The following is a 16,241-nucleotide window of genomic DNA, read 5'->3' on the forward strand; positions in this document are numbered from 1 at the left end:
GCCGTCCCTGATTTACAAGGGCGGACGATTATTTGTGGCCTTTGGTCAGCGCTACCGCCGCCCGCAGATCGAGGGCGCCGCTGTAGATGGCTTTGCCGGTGATGACGCCGACCACGCCGGAATCCTCGATGGCCAGGAGATTTTCGATATCTTTGAGGCTGGAGACGCCGCCGGAGGCGATCACCGGGATGCTGATCGACTTGGCCAGGGCGCGGGTCGCTTCCAGGTTCGGCCCCTGCATCATGCCGTCGCGGGCGATGTCGGTATAGATGATCGCCTCGACGCCGAACCCTTCCATCTCCTTGGCCATCTCCGTTGCCTTCTTCTCGGTGACGTCGGCCCACCCGCGCACCGCGACGAAGCCGTTGCTGGCGTCGATGCCGACGACGATGCGACCAGGGAAGAGGCGGCAGGCTTCCTGGACCAGTTCCGGCTTCTCCTTGGCGACGGTGCCGAGGATCACCCGGCCGATACCGAGCTGGAGGTAGGCCTCGATGGTGGCCAGGTCGCGCACGCCGCCGCCGAGTTCGGTGGGGATGTCGATGGCCTGGACGATGGCTTCAATCGCCGCCTTGTTGCGCGGCACCCCGGCGAAGGCGCCGTCGAGATCGACGATGTGCAGCAGTTCCCCTCCCTGCTCCTGCCAGATGCGGCCCTGGGCGGCGGGGCTGTCGCTGTAGACGGTGTCCTTCTCCATCAGCCCCTGCTCCAGACGGACGCAGCGGCCTTCCTTCAGATCGATGGCGGGTATGACGAGCATGCGAATTTATCCTTTAAATCGTAAGAACAGTCTTTCGCCCGTTCGCTTCGCTCACTTGAGCACGCAGAGGCCGATTTTACATCTCCCCGAAATTGCGCAGAATCCGCAGGCCGATCTGCTGGCTCTTCTCGGGGTGGAACTGGACGGCCATGACGTTGTCCCGGCGGATCGCCGAGCAGAACTCGATGCCGTAGTCGGTAACGGCGGCGATCACGGTCGGGTCGTCGGGGATTACGTAATAGCTGTGTACGAAATAGACGGCGCTGCCGTCGGCCACGCCCCGGAAGAGCGGTGCATCCTGACGCAGCCGGATCTGGTTCCAGCCCATGTGCGGCACCTTCAGTTCCTCGCCGTTCAGGCGCAGGTCGCCGGGGAAACGGACCACCTTGCCGGGGATGATCCCCAGCCCTTGGTGACGGCCGAACTCCTCGCTTTCGGAAAAGAGCAGTTGCAGACCGAGGCAGATGCCGAGAAAGGGTTTGTCCGATTCCACATGGCGCCGGATCGGCTCGATGAACCCCCCCCCGCGCAGGTTGTCCATGCAATCCTTGAAGGCGCCGACGCCGGGCAGGACCAGTTTTTCGGCTTTTTGCAGTTCGGCGGGATCGGCGGTGACCTTCGCCGCAAAGCCGACCTTTTCGAAAGCTTTCTGCACGCTGCGTAGGTTGCCCATGCCGTAATCGATGATGGCAATCATGCTATTCGAGTTTCCCCTTGGTGGAGAGCACGCCCTGGATGCGGGGATCGAAACCGGTCGCTTCATCGAGGGCGCGGCCGAAGGCCTTGAAAATCCCCTCGATGATGTGGTGCAGGTTGCTGCCGTAGGCCAGATTGACATGAATGTTGGCCCCGGCATGGTTGCAGAAGGCGACGAAAAATTCCTCGACCAGTTCGGTGTCGAAATTGCCGACCTTGGCCTTGGGCAGATCGACGTTGAAAACCAGAAAGGGCCGCCCGGAAAAGTCGATGATTACCGAGGCCAGAGCCTCGTGCATGGGCATGGTCCCGCGGCCGAAACGGCGAATTCCGGCCTTGTCGCCCAGCGCCTGCTTGAAGGCCTCGCCGAGACAGATGCCGAGATCCTCCACGGTGTGGTGGGCGTCGATTTCGATGTCCCCCTGAGCTGCGACGGTCAGATCGAAAAAGCCGTGGCGGGCGAGCAGGGTCAGCATGTGGTCGATGAAGGGAACGGGAGTGGCGATGTTCGACTCCCCTCGTCCGTCCAGTTCGAGGGTCAGCTGGATCTGGGTTTCCTTGGTCCGGCGGTCGATGGTAGCGCTGCGGGACATGCGAACCTCCTTCTACGGGTCTCCCCTATGTACCAAAAGGGGGAGGTGAAAGCCTATTTTTCCAGGCGCAACGATACCGAGCGGGCGTGGGCCTGCAAGCCTTCGAGTTCGGCGATGTGGACGATTTCTTTGCCAAGTCGCGCAAGCCCTGCCGGGGAGAAGGAGACGATACTCGACTTCTTGACGAAATCGTCCAGCGATAGGGGCGAGAAGAAGCGCGCCGTACCGCCCGTCGGCAGGGTGTGGTTGGGCCCGGCGAGGTAGTCGCCGGCCGCTTCCGGGGTGTGGTGGCCCATGAAAATTGCCCCGGCATGACGGATGCGAGGAAGGATCTCGAAGGGGTTGTCCACCGCCAATTCCAGGTGTTCAGGGGCGATGCGGTTGGAGAAGTCGATGGCCTCGTTGAGATCTTGCGCCAAGATGATCGCCCCGTAGCGGTCGATGGACGGGCGGGCAATGGCTTCCCGGGAGAGCTGCCGCAACTGCTTTTCAACTTCGTCGGCGACCTGCCGGGCGAAATCTTCGTCGGTGGTGATAAGGATCGACGAGGCCAACTCGTCGTGCTCGGCCTGGCCGAGCAGATCGGCGGCCAGGTGCGCCGGGACGCCGCTACCGTCGTTGATGATCAGGATCTCGCTGGGACCGGCGATCATGTCGATATCGACCTTGCCGAAGACCAGCTGCTTCGCCGTGGCGACGTAGATATTCCCCGGCCCAGTGATCTTGTCGACTTTGGGAATGCTCTCGGTGCCGTAAGCCAAAGCCGCGACCGCCTGGGCGCCGCCGATCTTGAAGATGCGGTCGACACCGGCGATGCGCGCCGCCGCCAGCACGAAGGGATTGACCTCGCCGCCGGGCATCGGCACGACCATGATGACTTCGGCCACCCCGGCGACTTTGGCGGGGACGGCGTTCATCAGCACCGACGACGGATAGGCGGCCTTGCCGCCGGGGACGTAGATGCCGACACGATCCAGCGGCCGCACCATCTGGCCGAGCAGCACGTCGGCTTCGTCGGTGGAAATCCAGGTTTCCTGCTTCTGCTTGCGGTGATAATCGGCGATGCGTTTCGCCGCGAGTTCCAGGGCGGCGCGGGATTCGGCGGAAATCGTTGCCAGGGCCTGATCGATTTCCTCGGTTTGGACTTCCACCGTCGCGGCGGTCAGCTCCAACCGATCGAAGCGGACGGTATAATCGAAGACCGCCTGATCGCCCCGGGTGCGGACATCGGCGATGATTGCCTGCACCGTTTCGACCACGCCGGCCGGCGCCGTCTCGCCCCGTTCCTCGATCTTGCGGAAGGCCTCGGCGAAACCGGGATCGGAAAAACGCAATGTCTGAATCATGGGTAGAATCCAGGTGAAAGGAAAAAGGCTAAAGACTGAAGGCTGAAGTCGAACCGCTTTATTTCGAAAGCCTCACTTCATCGCCGATGATCTGTTCCAGATCTTCGATGATTTTGGTGATGCGTTGATGCTTGGTCTTGAGGCTGGCGCGGTTGACGATCAGCCGGGTGGTGATTTCGGCGATGGTCTCGACTTCGACCATGCCGTTTTCCCGCAAGGTCGCGCCGGTGGAGACGAGATCGACGATGCGCTCGGAAAGCCCGACCAAAGGCGCCAGTTCGATGGAACCGTAGAGCTTGATGAGCTCGACCTGAATCCCCTTGGCGGCGAAATAGCGTTCGGTAACATTGGGGTATTTGGTCGCTACCCGGATGTTCGACCAGTTGGCCGGATCTTCCTCCTGGCGCAGCGCCTTGGGCTCGGCCACCACCATCCGGCAATAGCCGAATTTGAGGTCGAGGGGCTCGTAAAGATCTTTACCCTGTTCCATCAGGGTGTCTTTGCCGACCACACCGATGTCGGCGCAGCCGTATTCCACGTAGGTCGGCACGTCGGTTGCGCGCACCGCTATGAAGCGGAATTTGCTCTCCGGATTCTCGAAGACCAGCTTGCGACTCCCCGTTTCCATTTCCGGGCAGGTGATGCCGATCCGCGCGAAAAGCTCCATCGAATCCTGCATGATCCGCCCCTTGGGTAGGGCGAAGGTAATGTAATCACTCATGTTTAAACCCCGTGACGAGTGACTGGTGATTAGTGTTCAGTTTTAAACCGATCACCAATCACTGATCACTGTTTATGCCGTTTTATTCCTTGACCCTCTCGATATCGGCGCCCAGGCCCTTGAGCTTATCCTCGATGCGTTCGTAGCCGCGGTCGAGGTGGTAGATGCGGGAGATTTCCGTGGTGTTGTCGGCGGCCAGGCCGGCTAGTACCAGCGAGGCGCTGGCGCGCAGATCGGTCGCCATGACCGGGGCGCCGGAGAGCCGGCGGACCCCCTTGACCGTCGCCGAATTTCCTTCGATGACGATATCGGCGCCGAAACGCAGCAATTCCGCTACGTGCATGAAGCGGTTTTCGAAGATGTTTTCGCTGATGACACTGGCCCCGTCGGCCAGGCACATCAGGGCCATGAACTGGGCCTGCATGTCGGTGGGAAAGCCGGGGTAGGGGCGGGTCTTGATGTTGACCGGCCGGATCCGCTCCGGGGCGCGCACCTGCACCGCGTGGCTGCGGCTGAACACCTCGACGCCGGCGTCCTGCAGTTTGAAGGTCAGGGCATCCAGATGTTCCAGGCGCATGTCGCGGATGCGTATGTCCCCAGCGGTGATCGCCGCGGCGATCATGAAGGTGCCGGCTTCGATACGATCGGGCATGACCCGGTGATTCATGGGCGTGAGCTGTTCCACGCCGAGGATGCGGATGGTATCGGTCCCCGCTCCCTCGATCCTGGCGCCCATGCCGTTGAGCACTTCGGCCAGTTCGGCGATTTCCGGCTCGCGGGCGGCGTTTTCCAGAATGGTCTCCCCCTTGGCGGTGGCCGCCGTCATCAGCATGTGCTCGGTGCCGCCGACGGTGGAAAGATCGAAATGGATACGCGTTCCTTGCAGGCATTTGGCCTCGGCCTCGACGTAGCCGTGGGAGAGGCGGATTTCCGCTCCCATCGCCGCCAGCCCCTTGAGGTGCTGGTCGATCGGCCGGGCGCCGATAGCGCAGCCACCGGGGAGAGAGACCCGCGAGCGGCCGAAGCGCGCCAGCAGGGGGCCGAGAACCAGAACCGAGGCACGCATCGTCTTGACCAGGTCGTAGGTCGCCTCGACCTGGTCTATGCCGGTCGTGTCCACCCCTATCGTGCCGCTACGCCCCTCCACGTGCGCCCCGAGGGTTTCAAGCAGGCGGATGCTGGTGTTGATGTCGCGTAGCGCCGGAACGTTGCGGATTTCGTGCCGCCCGGGGGCGAGAATCGTCGCGAAGAGGATCGGCAGCGCGGCGTTTTTCGAACCGCTCACCGTCACCTCTCCGGCCAGCCTGCGCCCCCCCCTGATGATCAGTTTATCCAAGACATCCCCTCGTGGTTGATGAATCCGTCTTCTGCCGCCTGCGGCCGCCGATCACCCGGGGGATCCCGGCGTAATCGTCCCGCGCGTAGCATTCATCCAGTCCGGTGTCGGTGAAAAGCCGCCGCACCGCTTCGGCCTGTCCGCTACCGACCTCGACCAGCAGCCAGCCGTTGGTTTTGAGTAGGTTTGCGGAGGCCTTTGCCAATGCCCGGTAGGCGGCCAGGCCGTCGACATCGCCGCCGCGCAGGGCGAGATGGGGTTCGTGCTCCCGCACCTCGGGCATGAGCCCGTCCATCTCTGCCGGTGGAATGTAGGGTGGATTGGCGACCACCAGATCGTAAGGGCCACCCGCCAACCGGTGGAGGTCGGCCTGGCGGAAGGTTATCCGTTCGGCGACGCCGTTCCGGCGGGCGTTCTCTTCGGCCAAGGCCAGGGCCGCCGGGGAAATATCCACCGCCTCGATCCGCGCTTCCGGCAGCTCATGGGCCAGAGCGATGGCGATGGCGCCGCTGCCGGTGCCGACATCAAGAATCGTCACGGTACCCGTCATTTTTTTCAGGGCCTCTTCCACCAGCACTTCGGTGTCGGCTCGGGGAATCAGCACCTCGGGGGTGACCCGCAGGGGCAGGGACCAGAACTCGGTTTCGCCGAGGATGTACTGGAGAGGTTCCCGTTGGGCGCGCCGTGTCACCCGTTGCCGGTAGGCCGTTAATTCGTCGGCGGACAGGGGCCGGTCGAACTGAAGATAAAGCCCGACACGATCCAGCCCAAGGGTGTCGGCGAGGAGCACCTCGGCGTCGAGGCGGCCGCCGTCGATCCCTTTTTCCCGAAAGTAGTCGGCGGTCCAGCGCAGCACCTTGAGGACTGTCCAGGTCTCGGCCAAACTCAGACCTCCCGGCCGGACATGGCCTCGGCTTGGCTGTGGGTGGTCAGGGCGTCGATGACTTCGTCCAGATCCCCCTGCATGATGGCGTCGAGCTTGTATAGGGTCAGGCCGATGCGGTGGTCGGTGCAGCGCCCCTGGGGAAAATTGTAGGTGCGGATGCGCTCGCTGCGGTCGCCGCTGCCGACCTGGCTCTTGCGGTCAGCGGCTTGGGCGGCCTGCTGTTCGGCGACCCGGGCATCAAGGATTTTCGACTGCAAGACCTTCATCGCCTTGGCCTTGTTCTTGTGCTGGGACTTTTCGTCCTGGCAGGAGACGACCACGCCCGTCGGCAGGTGGGTGATGCGCACCGCCGATTCGGTCTTGTTGACGTGCTGCCCCCCGGCGCCGGAGGCGCGGTAGACATCGATGCGCAGATCGGACGGGTTGATATCGACATCGACGTCGTCCGCCTCGGGGAGAACCGCGACGGTGCAGGCTGAGGTGTGAATCCGCCCCTGGGCCTCGGTTTCGGGAACTCGTTGTACCCGATGGGTGCCGCTTTCGAACTTGAGCCGCGAGTAGACCTTCTCGCCGCTGATTAGGGCGATGATCTCCTTGACGCCCCCGGCTTCCGATTCCGTGGAGCTCATGATCTCCACCTTCCAGCGCCGTCCTTCGGCGTAGCGGCTGTACATGCGAAAGAGGTCGCCGGCGAAGAGGGCCGCTTCGTCGCCGCCGGTGCCGGCCCGGACTTCAAGAATGATGTTCCGGCCGTCGTTGGGATCCTTGGGCAGCAGCAGCACCTTGAGCTCTTGGGCGAGATCCTCTTTGCGGGCTTCCAGGTCGGGGAGTTCGGCCTTGGCCAGGGCGCGCAGCTCCTCGTCATTCTCCTTGAGGAGTTCGCGGTTGCCTTCGATCTCCTCGCAGACCTTGCAGTACCGGCCATAGGTCTCAACCACCTCGGCGAGTTCGGCGTGCTCCTTGGTCAGAGCCCGGAACTTTTCCTGGTTGGCGATGAGCGCCGGATCGGACATCAATCCTTCGATTTCACGAAACCGGTCAACAACTTCTTCGAGCTTGGTAAACATAGACGATTACAAATTCCGGTAGGGGGTAGATTTACAACTTGCCCTGGGCGCGGCAAGCAGCGCCCCTACGATAAATTCTGAAATTCCCGGCGGACCGCCGTAGCCTCGCCGCAGGTCATGGCGCCTTCAGGGCAGGCGCCGCGCAGACAACCGGGGCCGGCATCGACAAAGAGCGCCGGCGCCGCTCGTCGCGCCGCGAACAGCATTTCCGTCGCCAGGGCGCGGATTTCCCACTGTGCTCTTCGGCAGCAGCGCAGGCTAAAAAAATGGAGCAGTTCCCGGGCGTTCATGGTCATGACCAGTTTGGTTTCGGTGGCGTTGGGGAGCACGAAGCGGGCATCTTCGGCGGGAATGCCGGCTTCGAGCAGTTCGCCATAGACCTGCCGCGCTTCGTCGAGCAGTCCCTGGAAACGCGCCGCCAGTTCCGGCCGGTCGGCGATGCTCGCCGGAACGACCGCCTCCAGACGATCCTTGAGGGAGACGTAGCGCTGGCTCTGCTGGGAGTAGGAAGCGATCCGGTGGCGAACCAACTGATGGGAGCAGGCCCGGCTGATCCCTTCGATGCCGAAGGTGAAGGTGACATGTTCGAGGACCGAGAGGTGCCCCAGGGAGAGAATTTTGGCAAGAAAAGCCTCTCGTTCCTTCGCTCCCTGCTCCAGCAGGCTGTCGATGGAGGCGGATGAATAGCAGAGCCGGGCGGCGGCGGCCACCACCTTTTCGGGGTCGGGTGTGTGAGTCAGCAACTGGACCAGCAAAGCCATGGGGCGCGACAACCTTCAACTGGCGACGGTAAAACACAGAAACCCGCACGCACCCACAGATGCGGCGGGCACAGCGGATGGCCACGAACGCGGAACATCAAAAAAAGAGACGGCCCGGGGGCCGTCTGGGGAAGTCTATTTTCCCTGGCCGTATTTCTTGCGGAAGCGCTCGATGCGACCGGCGGTGTCGACCAGCTTCTGCTTGCCGGTAAAGAAGGGGTGGCATTGGGAGCAGATCTCGGTGACGATCTCGCCGCCCTTCTTGGTCGACCGGGTTTCAAAGGTGTTGCCGCAATGGCAGGTGACCGTGACTTTCTCGTATTTGGGGTGGATACCTTTTTTCATGAATCGTCTCCTTGGCGCCTGGCTAGTACAGGCGGATATGCTGGGGTAAAAACGAAGTTTACCTATTTAGCACCCTTGGCAGCAGATTGCAAGTTTTTTGTCGGAACACTTACTGCCGGCAAGATGGGGAGGGGGCTACTGGTTCATGGAGTCGAGGAATTCCTGGTTGCTCTTGGTTTCGCCGAGCTTTTCCAAAATAAATTCCATGCTGTCCACCACATTCATAGAGGTCAACACCTTGCGCAGCAGCCAGGTGCGCTGGAGACTGGTGCGGTCGACCAGCAGTTCCTCGCGGCGCGTGCCCGACTTGTTGATGTCGATGGCCGGAAAGGTGCGTTTGTCGACCAGGCGCCGGTCGAGAACCAGTTCCATGTTGCCGGTCCCCTTGAACTCCTCGAAGATGACCTCGTCCATCTTGCTGCCGGTATCGACCAGGGCGGTGGCGATGATGGTCAGACTTCCGCCTTCCTCGATATTGCGCGCCGCTCCGAAGAAGCGCTTGGGCTTGTGCAGGGCGTTGGAATCGACGCCGCCGGAGAGGATCTTTCCGGAAGGCGGTACCACGGTGTTGTAGGCCCGCGCCAGGCGGGTGATGGAGTCGAGGAGGATGACCACGTCGCGTTTATGCTCGACCAGGCGTTTGGCCTTCTCGATGACCATCTCCGCCACTTGGACATGACGGGTCGCCGGCTCGTCGAAGGTTGAGGAGATCACTTCCCCCTGGACGCTGCGCTGCATGTCGGTAACCTCTTCCGGGCGCTCGTCGATGAGCAGGACGATCAGATAGACTTCCGGATGGTTGGTGGTGATGGAGTTGGCGATGTTCTGCAACAGCATCGTCTTTCCGGTGCGCGGTGGTGCCACGATCAGGCCGCGTTGACCCTTGCCGATAGGGGTGGCGAGGTCGACGACGCGCATCGGCAGGTTGTCCGTGGTCGTCTCCAAGATCAGGCGTTTCTCCGGATAGAGCGGGGTCAGGTTGTCGAAAAGGGTTTTTTCCCGGGCCACCGCCGGGTTTTCAAAATTGACCTCGGAGACCTTGAGCAGGGCGAAGTAGCGCTCACCTTCCTTGGGCGGACGAATCTGCCCCGAAACCGTGTCGCCGGTGCGCAGGTTGAAGCGGCGGATCTGCGAAGGGGAGACGTAGATGTCGTCGGGACCCGGCAGGTAGTTGGCGTCGGGCGCGCGCAAAAAACCGAAACCGTCGGGGAGAATTTCCAGCACCCCTTCGCCGAAGATGGCTCCGTTTTTCTCCGCCGTGGCGTTGAGAATGGCGAAAATGAGATCCTGCTTCCGCATCCCCGCCGCGCCTTCGATCTTCAGATCCTTGGCGATGCCGGCCACTTCCGTGGCTTTTTTCTCTTTTAGTTCCTTCAGGTTCATGGGGTCTCCTCGGAGGGCTCCGTCAGATGGCGATCCACCGAGCCTGCCGCGTTCGCGCGGGTCCGGATGGAGGGGTGGCGACCCTGGCGGAATCCGGCAGGTCGATCTTCGGGGGCGGGTAGTGATGGAAGCACGGTTTCAGGCGTGGATTGGTAGGATAAGCCTTTGTCGGGCGGCGCGTGCCGGATGTAGAGAAAACGCAAGGGTTGTCACGCCGGGCAAAAAAACGATAAGGATCTGCGTCAAGGGGCAATCGATGGCAAGGGCTGAACTGTATGTGGAATCGTTTCGAACTGGTTGGATGGGCCGAGCAGCGGGAGGGATGAAAAAGCTGCTGAAGCTATTTACAACCATCGGGTGGGAACTGTCAATACGTTTGTTCCGGGAAAGGTCCGTTTTTTCGGTGAAAACGGACCTTTCCCGGAGCTTGGAACGGAAAGGGGCTACTTGGGCTGGTTGCGCAGGGGATTGATCATCCCCGGGTCGAGCTCCGCTGCCAGCTGTTCGTAGAGCCTGTGGTAGGGCAACGGACCCGAGGCGCTGCTGAACATGCCGTCGGCGCGTTCCGCCAGGGTGCGTTCCAGTCCGGCCAGGGAGATGTAGCGGATTTTTACCTCTTCGGTCTTGTTGTAATGGGCTTCGTCGAAATCCGGGTACTGGAGGGGCAGAAAGCTCTCGCCGGGCTTGCCGTGGAATTCCCAGAGCACTTGGCCGTCCGCCGTCAGAACCATGGCGCTGGCGAGGATGACGTTGTAATCGGCCCGCAGATAGGTCAGTTTGGTGCGGTCCCAGCGTTTCTCATCGCGGTCGACGCCGTTGAAGATCACCACCAGAATGGCGTCGACCACATTCCTTTCGATCAGCGGAGCGATTTCCGCGGCATTGAAGACGTATCCGATGTGCTCCTCGTCTCCCCGACCCCGAGGATTCTGGCCGATCACCAGACGGCCGAACATCTCCCGGGGATCGCCGGCAATCGCCCGGACATCGAAATACTGTTTGTCTTCCTTGAGCAGGCTGATCAGCAGGTCGCGGGTCGAAGCGTTATACTGATGCAGCAGGCCGATCAGCGTTTCCCGATCGGGATGGCTGATGGTCGAGCCCTCGTCGACCATCAGTGGCAGCACTCCCAGGGTTCGGACCTTCTCCCGGTATTCGGCTTTGGGGACGGTAAAGGATTTTCCGCCGCAGCCAGCCAGCAGTACCGCAACCATTGCGATTGATAACCATCTAGACATCATTTTTCCTCCTTGCGGTTCTTCATCTGCGCGTTTTTTTCGGAGCGGGTCGGGAGGCTAACGGGGACGGGTGTCCCGGCAGAAGAGGTAGCCGAGCCAGGCCAGGGTCAGCCCCAGGGTCGGGAAGGCGAAAGCCCGCTGAAAATCGTCCTGGTCCCGCATGATATATCCCATGATCTGCTGGGTCAACGCCGCGCCGATAACGACGAAAAAATTTATCGAGGTCATGGCCGTGGCCGCCAGGGGGCCGGGAAAGAGTTCCTTGGTCTGGGCGTAAAGGATCGGACCGGTCGAAACGCAGAGGCCGAAAAGGAAGAAGACGCACGGAAGCAGGGCCTCAGGAAGACGGGCCAGGGGGCCGCAAAAGAGGCCCAGCAGCAGAAGCAGGCCCAGTTGTCCGGCCAGCAGCACCTTTTTGCGCGAGGCCAGCAGCCGGTCGGAGAGACGTCCGGCCAAGGGACAGCCGAGAATGAAGCCGACGGCGGTAAAGAACAGCAGGTGGGCTGCTTCGCCGGGGGTCTGCCCCAATTCCCGGATCAGGTAAGGCGCGCCCCACAGACCCTGGACCGCCATATAGCCGCCGTACCAGAAGAAAGCGAGCAGCCCCAGCAGCCAGAAGGAGGGGGTGCGCACCAGTGTGCCCCAGCCGGAGAAGAGCGGCGTTCGGGAGTTTCCGATGCTTGGCTCGGGAGTATCCCGAACGATCATCAGTACCGCCAGGGCAAAGAGGGTTGTGAGGAGGGCTGCCGCCATGAAGGTTGAACGCCAGCCGAAGGTGGCGGCGGCCCAGGCAAGGGGGGCCGTGGCCAGCAGATTGCCGATGTTGCCGAGGGCGATCTGCGCCCCGGCGAGAGTGGCGAACTGACGCGGTTCGAACCAGGCGGTGTAGATTTTCAGCGAACCCATGAGTACGCAGGCGGTGCCCAGGCCGATCAGCGCCCGCCCGATCAGCGCCCCGAAGTATCCGTGCGCCCCGGCCAGAAGCACGGCGCCGAGGGCGGTGATCAACCCCAGGATGAAAATGACGCGCCGGGATCCGTAGCGGTCGAGGGTCGGACCGAGGGGAAGCTGGGTGAAGGCGAAGGCGTAGAAGAGGGCCGAGGAAACGTTCCCGAGCTGTTCGCTGCTGAGGCCGAGATCCCGCTGCAGATCCTCGGCGATAACCGCCGCCGATACCCGGTAGAAATAGGCGACGATGTAGAAGCTCGCCAGGATTGCGAAGATCCGCCATTTGCGTGAAGGTTTGCAAAGATTCGAGGTCAGAAGAGGCATGCCCGCACGCTTTCCGGGAGCGGTTGCGATGTTTTCGGTACCCGACTCAGGTTGAAGTGGGCGACTCCCCAGCGCAGCACGTCCGCCGCCGGGGCATCTGCCCACTCCTCAGGGAAGGGCTGGCCGAGAAAACGCAGGGCCGCGGCGATCAGTCTGCCACCTCCTTCTCGGCTGACGGCGACGGCCCCGTGGCGCTTGCTGATTTTTTCGCCGTCGTCGGCCAGGGCCAGGGGAAGATGGATATAGTCGGGATGGGGGAAGCCGAGGCATTCCTGAAGATAGATCTGGCGCGGTGTCGAGGTCAGCAGATCCTGCCCCCGCACGACCTGGGTGACGCCGCTGTCGGCATCATCCACCACCACCGCCAGTTGGTAGGCGAAGAGTCCATCAGCCCGGCGGATGACAAAATCCCCCACGTCTTCGGCCAGATGCTGGATGATCCGGCCGCGGACACCGTCCGTCAGGATGATGGAGCGGGGCGGAACACGCAGACGCCAGGCCCGGGGGGAGCGTCCGGGAGCCAGCCCGGCGCGGCAGTGGCCAGGGTAGATCGGGCCTTCCTCACCGGGATGGGGCGCGCTGGCCAGAATCTCCTTGCGGGAGCAGGCGCAGCCGTAAATCAGGCCCTTTTGTTCCAGAATCGCTAGGGCTTCGGCATAACGGGCCGATCGCCGGCTCTGATAGAGAACCTCACCGTCCCAGTGCAGCGCCAGGGTGTCGAGGGTTCGCAGGATCAGATCGGCGGCGCCGGGGACGACCCGCGGGGGATCCAGGTCTTCGATGCGCAGCAGCCAGCTTCCCCCCGCCTGGTGGGCCAGGCAGTAACTGCCCACGGCGGTGAGGAGCGAGCCGAAGTGCAGAGGGCCGGTGGGACTTGGCGCGAAACGGCCGACGGGAGTTGTGGCGGATGGAGCAGGGGGCATGGCGCGAATCCGGGATGTGGTCGGGGATGGAGGGATCATGCCCGACCCCTGTCGGGCTGTCAAGGTTGTCTGAAGCGGCATTCATGAATCGGACATCCCCGGTCTTTAATGTTGACAAAGCTGATGCAGTAAGGTTACTCTAACAAACTAAGTTAGCTATCGGAGGCCCCGTGATTATTACCCGCGCAACGGAATACGCCATTCGCGCCCTGCTCTACCTGGCTCGCCAGCCACGCGGGGAAATCGTCTATAAAAAAGATATCTGCAGTCACCAGAATATCACTCCCGCTTTTCTCACCAAGATATTGCAACCGCTCATCAAGGAGGGCATTGTCGGGTCGCAGCGGGGCGTGGGGGGCGGTTTTTATCTGCGCAAAGATCCCGTCGAAGTGACGCTCTTCGATGTTGTGGTCGCCCAGGAAGGGCCTCTCTATCTCAACGAGTGCCTCTCCGACGGTAACCTTTGCGGGCGCACCCCCTTCTGTCCGGTGCATGGTGCCTGGAAAGAGGTGCGCGATGAGATGACGGCCATTCTAAAGCGTTACAATTTTGCCCATTTGGCCCAGCAAGAACTGTGCAATCTGGAAAATCTGAAAAAAGCGCAAAAGATATAACTTCCCTCTGTTCCCCAAAAAACATTGAACGGCCGCCCCTCCGAACAAGGAAAGGCGGCCGTTTTTCGCAAAAAAAACCCTGGAGACCAGGAGGGTAAGTCACCCAGGGCAAATGGGGCGGCTGCGTCCAGCGGCCCCTAATCATCTTTTGATAGTATTATACGCTTCCGAGGAGTGTGAGTCAAACCGGTCTTGCGGCCGGATTCCGTTTGACAAGGGGCCGGTTTTTTTATTAGAGTTCTTCCCAACACGTGCATAGCACGACGTCTTTATCGAGAGTGGTGGAGGGAGAAGGCCCTGCGAAGCCACAGCAACCGATTCGCCGAAGCTGATGCAAAGGCGGGTGGCAGGTGCTAAATCCTTCCCGCCGAAGCATCGCGCAGGCGGGAAAGATGGGGACGGAGCCAAAGAAGTGCGAGATTCCGCATGTAAAGGCCCCTTCCCGTCATTTCGGTAGGGGCTTTTTCCCTTTCCATGGGGCGGACTTCCGCCGGGATGGTGGCATTGAAGGATTCCGTGGGCATCGTGACAACCCAGTTCGCCGAGTTCGATGTCGAACTGCGACTGGAGAGCGGCCGGTTGCTCGGTCCGTTGACCATCGCCTACGAAACCTACGGCGAGCTCAACGCCGATCGCTCCAACGCCGTCCTAGTGGCGCACGCCTGGACCGGCGACGCCCATGCCGCCGGGAAAAATTCTCCGGACGACCGCAAGCCGGGCTGGTGGGACGATATGATCGGTCCCGGCAAGGTTCTCGACACCGACCGCTATTTCGTCCTCTGTTCCAACGTCATCGGATCCTGCAAAGGCTCGACCGGTCCGACCAGCATCAACCCCCGCACCGGCAAACCCTATAATCTGACCTTTCCCGTACTCATGGTACGCGATATGGTTCGTGCCCAGAAACTGCTCCTCGACCGGCTCGGCATCGACTCGTTGCTTACTGTCATCGGCGGCAGCATGGGGGCCATGCAGGCTCTGGAATGGAGTATTCTCTACCCCGGGATGGTCCGTTCGATTATCCCCATCGCCGGCACCGGTCGCACCTCGCCCATGGCCATCGCCTTGAACGCCCTGGCGCGGCAGGCGATCTTCAACGATCCTCTGTGGAAGAAGGGGAGTTACAAGCCCGAGCATCCCCCCGCCGACGGTCTCGCTCTGGCGCGGGCGGTGGGGCATATCTCCTTTCTTTCCGATACTTCCATGCAGCTCAAGTTCGGTCGGCGTTTTTCCGCCCGCCACGGTCAGTTCGATTTTTTCGGCCAGTTCGAGATTGAGCGTTACCTCGATTATAACGGCGCCAGCTTTGTCGACCGGTTCGACACCAACTCCTTCCTTTATTTGGCCAAGGCTCTCGATCTTTACGACGTGGCCTGGGATTTCAAGAGCCTGGAAGAAGCCCTCGACCAGTTGCGTTGTCCCTCCCTGTGGTTTGCCTTCACCTCTGACTGGCTTTACACCCCCGTCCAGACCGAGGAGGTGGTGACGGCGCTGAAAAAACTCGGCAAACCGGTTGCCTATCACCTCATCAATTCCGATTACGGCCACGATTCCTTCCTCGTCGAGCCGGAAAAATTCACCCCCAAAGTTGTCGAGTTTCTCCAGTCCCTCGCCTGAGACGTATTTTCCGTTGCCGGAACGGGGAGTTCCCGTTTTTTTTACGGTGGGAAAATGGCGAGCGCGGCTTGCGCCGGGGAAATATCGCGATAGCATGGAGTCTTGCGGCGCGGGCGGGATTTTACAGGGAGGTGACGGGATGCTTCAGGCTCAGGCTCTGGTTGATTACGAACGCTTTGGTTGCGCCAAGGTGGCGCTCTTTGTCGATACCACCGAGGCGCGCCGCACCGCCGAAGTTCTCGTCGCCCACGGCCCGGTGATCCGTCGGGTGGCTGAACTCTTTGCCGCGCGGATTCTGCTGGTCGATAAGGACCGGCTTCGTCCCGAGACGATCATCGACCAGGGAATCGCCGATGCCTGGCTGCTTCTGGTGACCGAGGGGCGCAATCGAGCCATGACCACCAAGAAGAACCCCCAGCGCATTAATCTCGACGGCGGCGACTGGGAGCGCCACGCCTTTCTCGAAATCCTGCGCCAGATCAAGGAGTCGACCCGCATTCAGGAAGAAGTCACCGGCTCCTACCGGCGTTACACACCGGAGCGGACGGCAACGGCCTCTCTGGTTCCCACCCTCGGCCCCAACTGAAAATAATCCCTTCTTCGCAATCTGCGCATTTCCCCGGCAATGCCTGCTGCAGCGCCTCGGTTTCTTTCTAGGGTTTTTCTCCCCTCCAGAACTTCCA

The 16,241-nt window shown here is 61.5% G+C and carries 17 protein-coding genes and 1 riboswitch; of the genes, 3 read left to right on the forward strand and 14 right to left on the reverse strand.

The window, feature by feature from the left end; all coding sequences use genetic code 11:
- Positions 1-28: 28 nt before the first annotated feature.
- The 14 genes from hisA to gluQRS all read right to left on the reverse strand — a co-directional run bounded on the left by hisA (position 29) and on the right by gluQRS (position 13,327).
- Positions 29-760 carry a 1-(5-phosphoribosyl)-5-[(5-phosphoribosylamino)methylideneamino]imidazole-4-carboxamide isomerase gene (gene hisA, locus RBR25_RS02235; protein WP_432817897.1) on the reverse strand — a complete coding sequence of 244 codons (732 nt, stop codon included), beginning with the start codon at positions 758-760 and terminating at the stop codon, positions 29-31.
- A gap of 76 nt (positions 761-836) precedes the next feature.
- Positions 837-1,457: an imidazole glycerol phosphate synthase subunit HisH gene (gene hisH / locus RBR25_RS02240; RefSeq protein ID WP_432817898.1), complete on the reverse strand. Its 621-nt coding sequence runs from the start codon at positions 1,455-1,457 to the stop codon at positions 837-839.
- A 1-nt stretch (position 1,458) separates the two neighbouring features.
- Positions 1,459-2,049 (reverse strand): imidazoleglycerol-phosphate dehydratase HisB, encoded by a 591-nt coding sequence (gene hisB / locus RBR25_RS02245; protein ID WP_432817899.1) that lies wholly within the window; start codon positions 2,047-2,049, stop codon positions 1,459-1,461.
- A gap of 53 nt (positions 2,050-2,102) precedes the next feature.
- Positions 2,103-3,395: a histidinol dehydrogenase gene (gene hisD, locus RBR25_RS02250; protein ID WP_432817900.1), complete on the reverse strand. Its 1,293-nt coding sequence runs from the start codon at positions 3,393-3,395 to the stop codon at positions 2,103-2,105.
- A gap of 58 nt (positions 3,396-3,453) precedes the next feature.
- A complete protein-coding gene (gene hisG, locus RBR25_RS02255) occupies positions 3,454-4,116 on the reverse strand; it encodes an ATP phosphoribosyltransferase (RefSeq protein WP_432817901.1) in 663 nt (220 codons plus the stop codon).
- Between the two features lie 82 nt (positions 4,117-4,198).
- Positions 4,199-5,452, reverse strand: coding sequence for a UDP-N-acetylglucosamine 1-carboxyvinyltransferase (murA, locus tag RBR25_RS02260; protein ID WP_432817902.1), 1,254 nt, complete (start codon positions 5,450-5,452; stop codon positions 4,199-4,201).
- Positions 5,445-6,335, reverse strand: a complete 891-nt coding sequence (gene prmC / locus RBR25_RS02265) for a peptide chain release factor N(5)-glutamine methyltransferase (RefSeq protein WP_432817903.1) — start codon at positions 6,333-6,335, stop codon at positions 5,445-5,447. The genes murA and prmC overlap by 8 nt, the downstream gene beginning before the upstream one ends.
- Before the next feature lie 2 nt (positions 6,336-6,337).
- Positions 6,338-7,405: a peptide chain release factor 1 gene (prfA, locus tag RBR25_RS02270; protein ID WP_432817904.1), complete on the reverse strand. Its 1,068-nt coding sequence runs from the start codon at positions 7,403-7,405 to the stop codon at positions 6,338-6,340.
- Positions 7,406-7,470: 65 nt separating this feature from the next.
- A complete protein-coding gene (thyX, locus tag RBR25_RS02275) occupies positions 7,471-8,160 on the reverse strand; it encodes an FAD-dependent thymidylate synthase (protein ID WP_432817992.1) in 690 nt (229 codons plus the stop codon).
- Between the two features lie 141 nt (positions 8,161-8,301).
- A complete protein-coding gene (gene rpmE / locus RBR25_RS02280) occupies positions 8,302-8,511 on the reverse strand; it encodes a 50S ribosomal protein L31 (RefSeq protein WP_432817905.1) in 210 nt (69 codons plus the stop codon).
- 135 nt (positions 8,512-8,646) lie between these two features.
- A complete protein-coding gene (gene rho / locus RBR25_RS02285) occupies positions 8,647-9,894 on the reverse strand; it encodes a transcription termination factor Rho (protein WP_432817906.1) in 1,248 nt (415 codons plus the stop codon).
- Between the two features lie 443 nt (positions 9,895-10,337).
- Positions 10,338-11,135 (reverse strand): hypothetical protein, encoded by a 798-nt coding sequence (locus RBR25_RS02290; protein ID WP_432817907.1) that lies wholly within the window; start codon positions 11,133-11,135, stop codon positions 10,338-10,340.
- A gap of 54 nt (positions 11,136-11,189) precedes the next feature.
- Positions 11,190-12,404 carry an MFS transporter gene (locus RBR25_RS02295; RefSeq protein WP_432817908.1) on the reverse strand — a complete coding sequence of 405 codons (1,215 nt, stop codon included), beginning with the start codon at positions 12,402-12,404 and terminating at the stop codon, positions 11,190-11,192.
- Positions 12,392-13,327: a tRNA glutamyl-Q(34) synthetase GluQRS gene (gene gluQRS, locus RBR25_RS02300; protein ID WP_432817993.1), complete on the reverse strand. Its 936-nt coding sequence runs from the start codon at positions 13,325-13,327 to the stop codon at positions 12,392-12,394. The genes RBR25_RS02295 and gluQRS overlap by 13 nt, the downstream gene beginning before the upstream one ends.
- A gap of 170 nt (positions 13,328-13,497) precedes the next feature.
- Here gluQRS and RBR25_RS02305 point away from each other — a divergent pair, with 170 nt between their 5' ends.
- The 3 genes from RBR25_RS02305 to RBR25_RS02315 all read left to right on the forward strand — a co-directional run bounded on the left by RBR25_RS02305 (position 13,498) and on the right by RBR25_RS02315 (position 16,144).
- Complete coding sequence (locus RBR25_RS02305) at positions 13,498-13,941, forward strand: RrF2 family transcriptional regulator (RefSeq protein ID WP_432817909.1); 444 nt, start codon at positions 13,498-13,500, stop codon at positions 13,939-13,941.
- 266 nt (positions 13,942-14,207) lie between these two features.
- Positions 14,208-14,340, forward strand: a riboswitch (SAM riboswitch).
- A gap of 96 nt (positions 14,341-14,436) precedes the next feature.
- On the forward strand, positions 14,437-15,558 hold the full coding sequence (gene metX, locus RBR25_RS02310) for a homoserine O-acetyltransferase MetX (protein WP_432817994.1): 1,122 nt from the start codon (positions 14,437-14,439) through the stop codon (positions 15,556-15,558).
- Positions 15,559-15,697: 139 nt separating this feature from the next.
- Positions 15,698-16,144 (forward strand): hypothetical protein, encoded by a 447-nt coding sequence (locus RBR25_RS02315; RefSeq protein WP_432817910.1) that lies wholly within the window; start codon positions 15,698-15,700, stop codon positions 16,142-16,144.
- Positions 16,145-16,241: the final 97 nt, after the last annotated feature.

Origin of the sequence: Trichloromonas sp. (genome assembly GCF_034006665.1) — a bacterium.
GTDB lineage: Bacteria > Desulfobacterota > Desulfuromonadia > Desulfuromonadales > Trichloromonadaceae > Trichloromonas.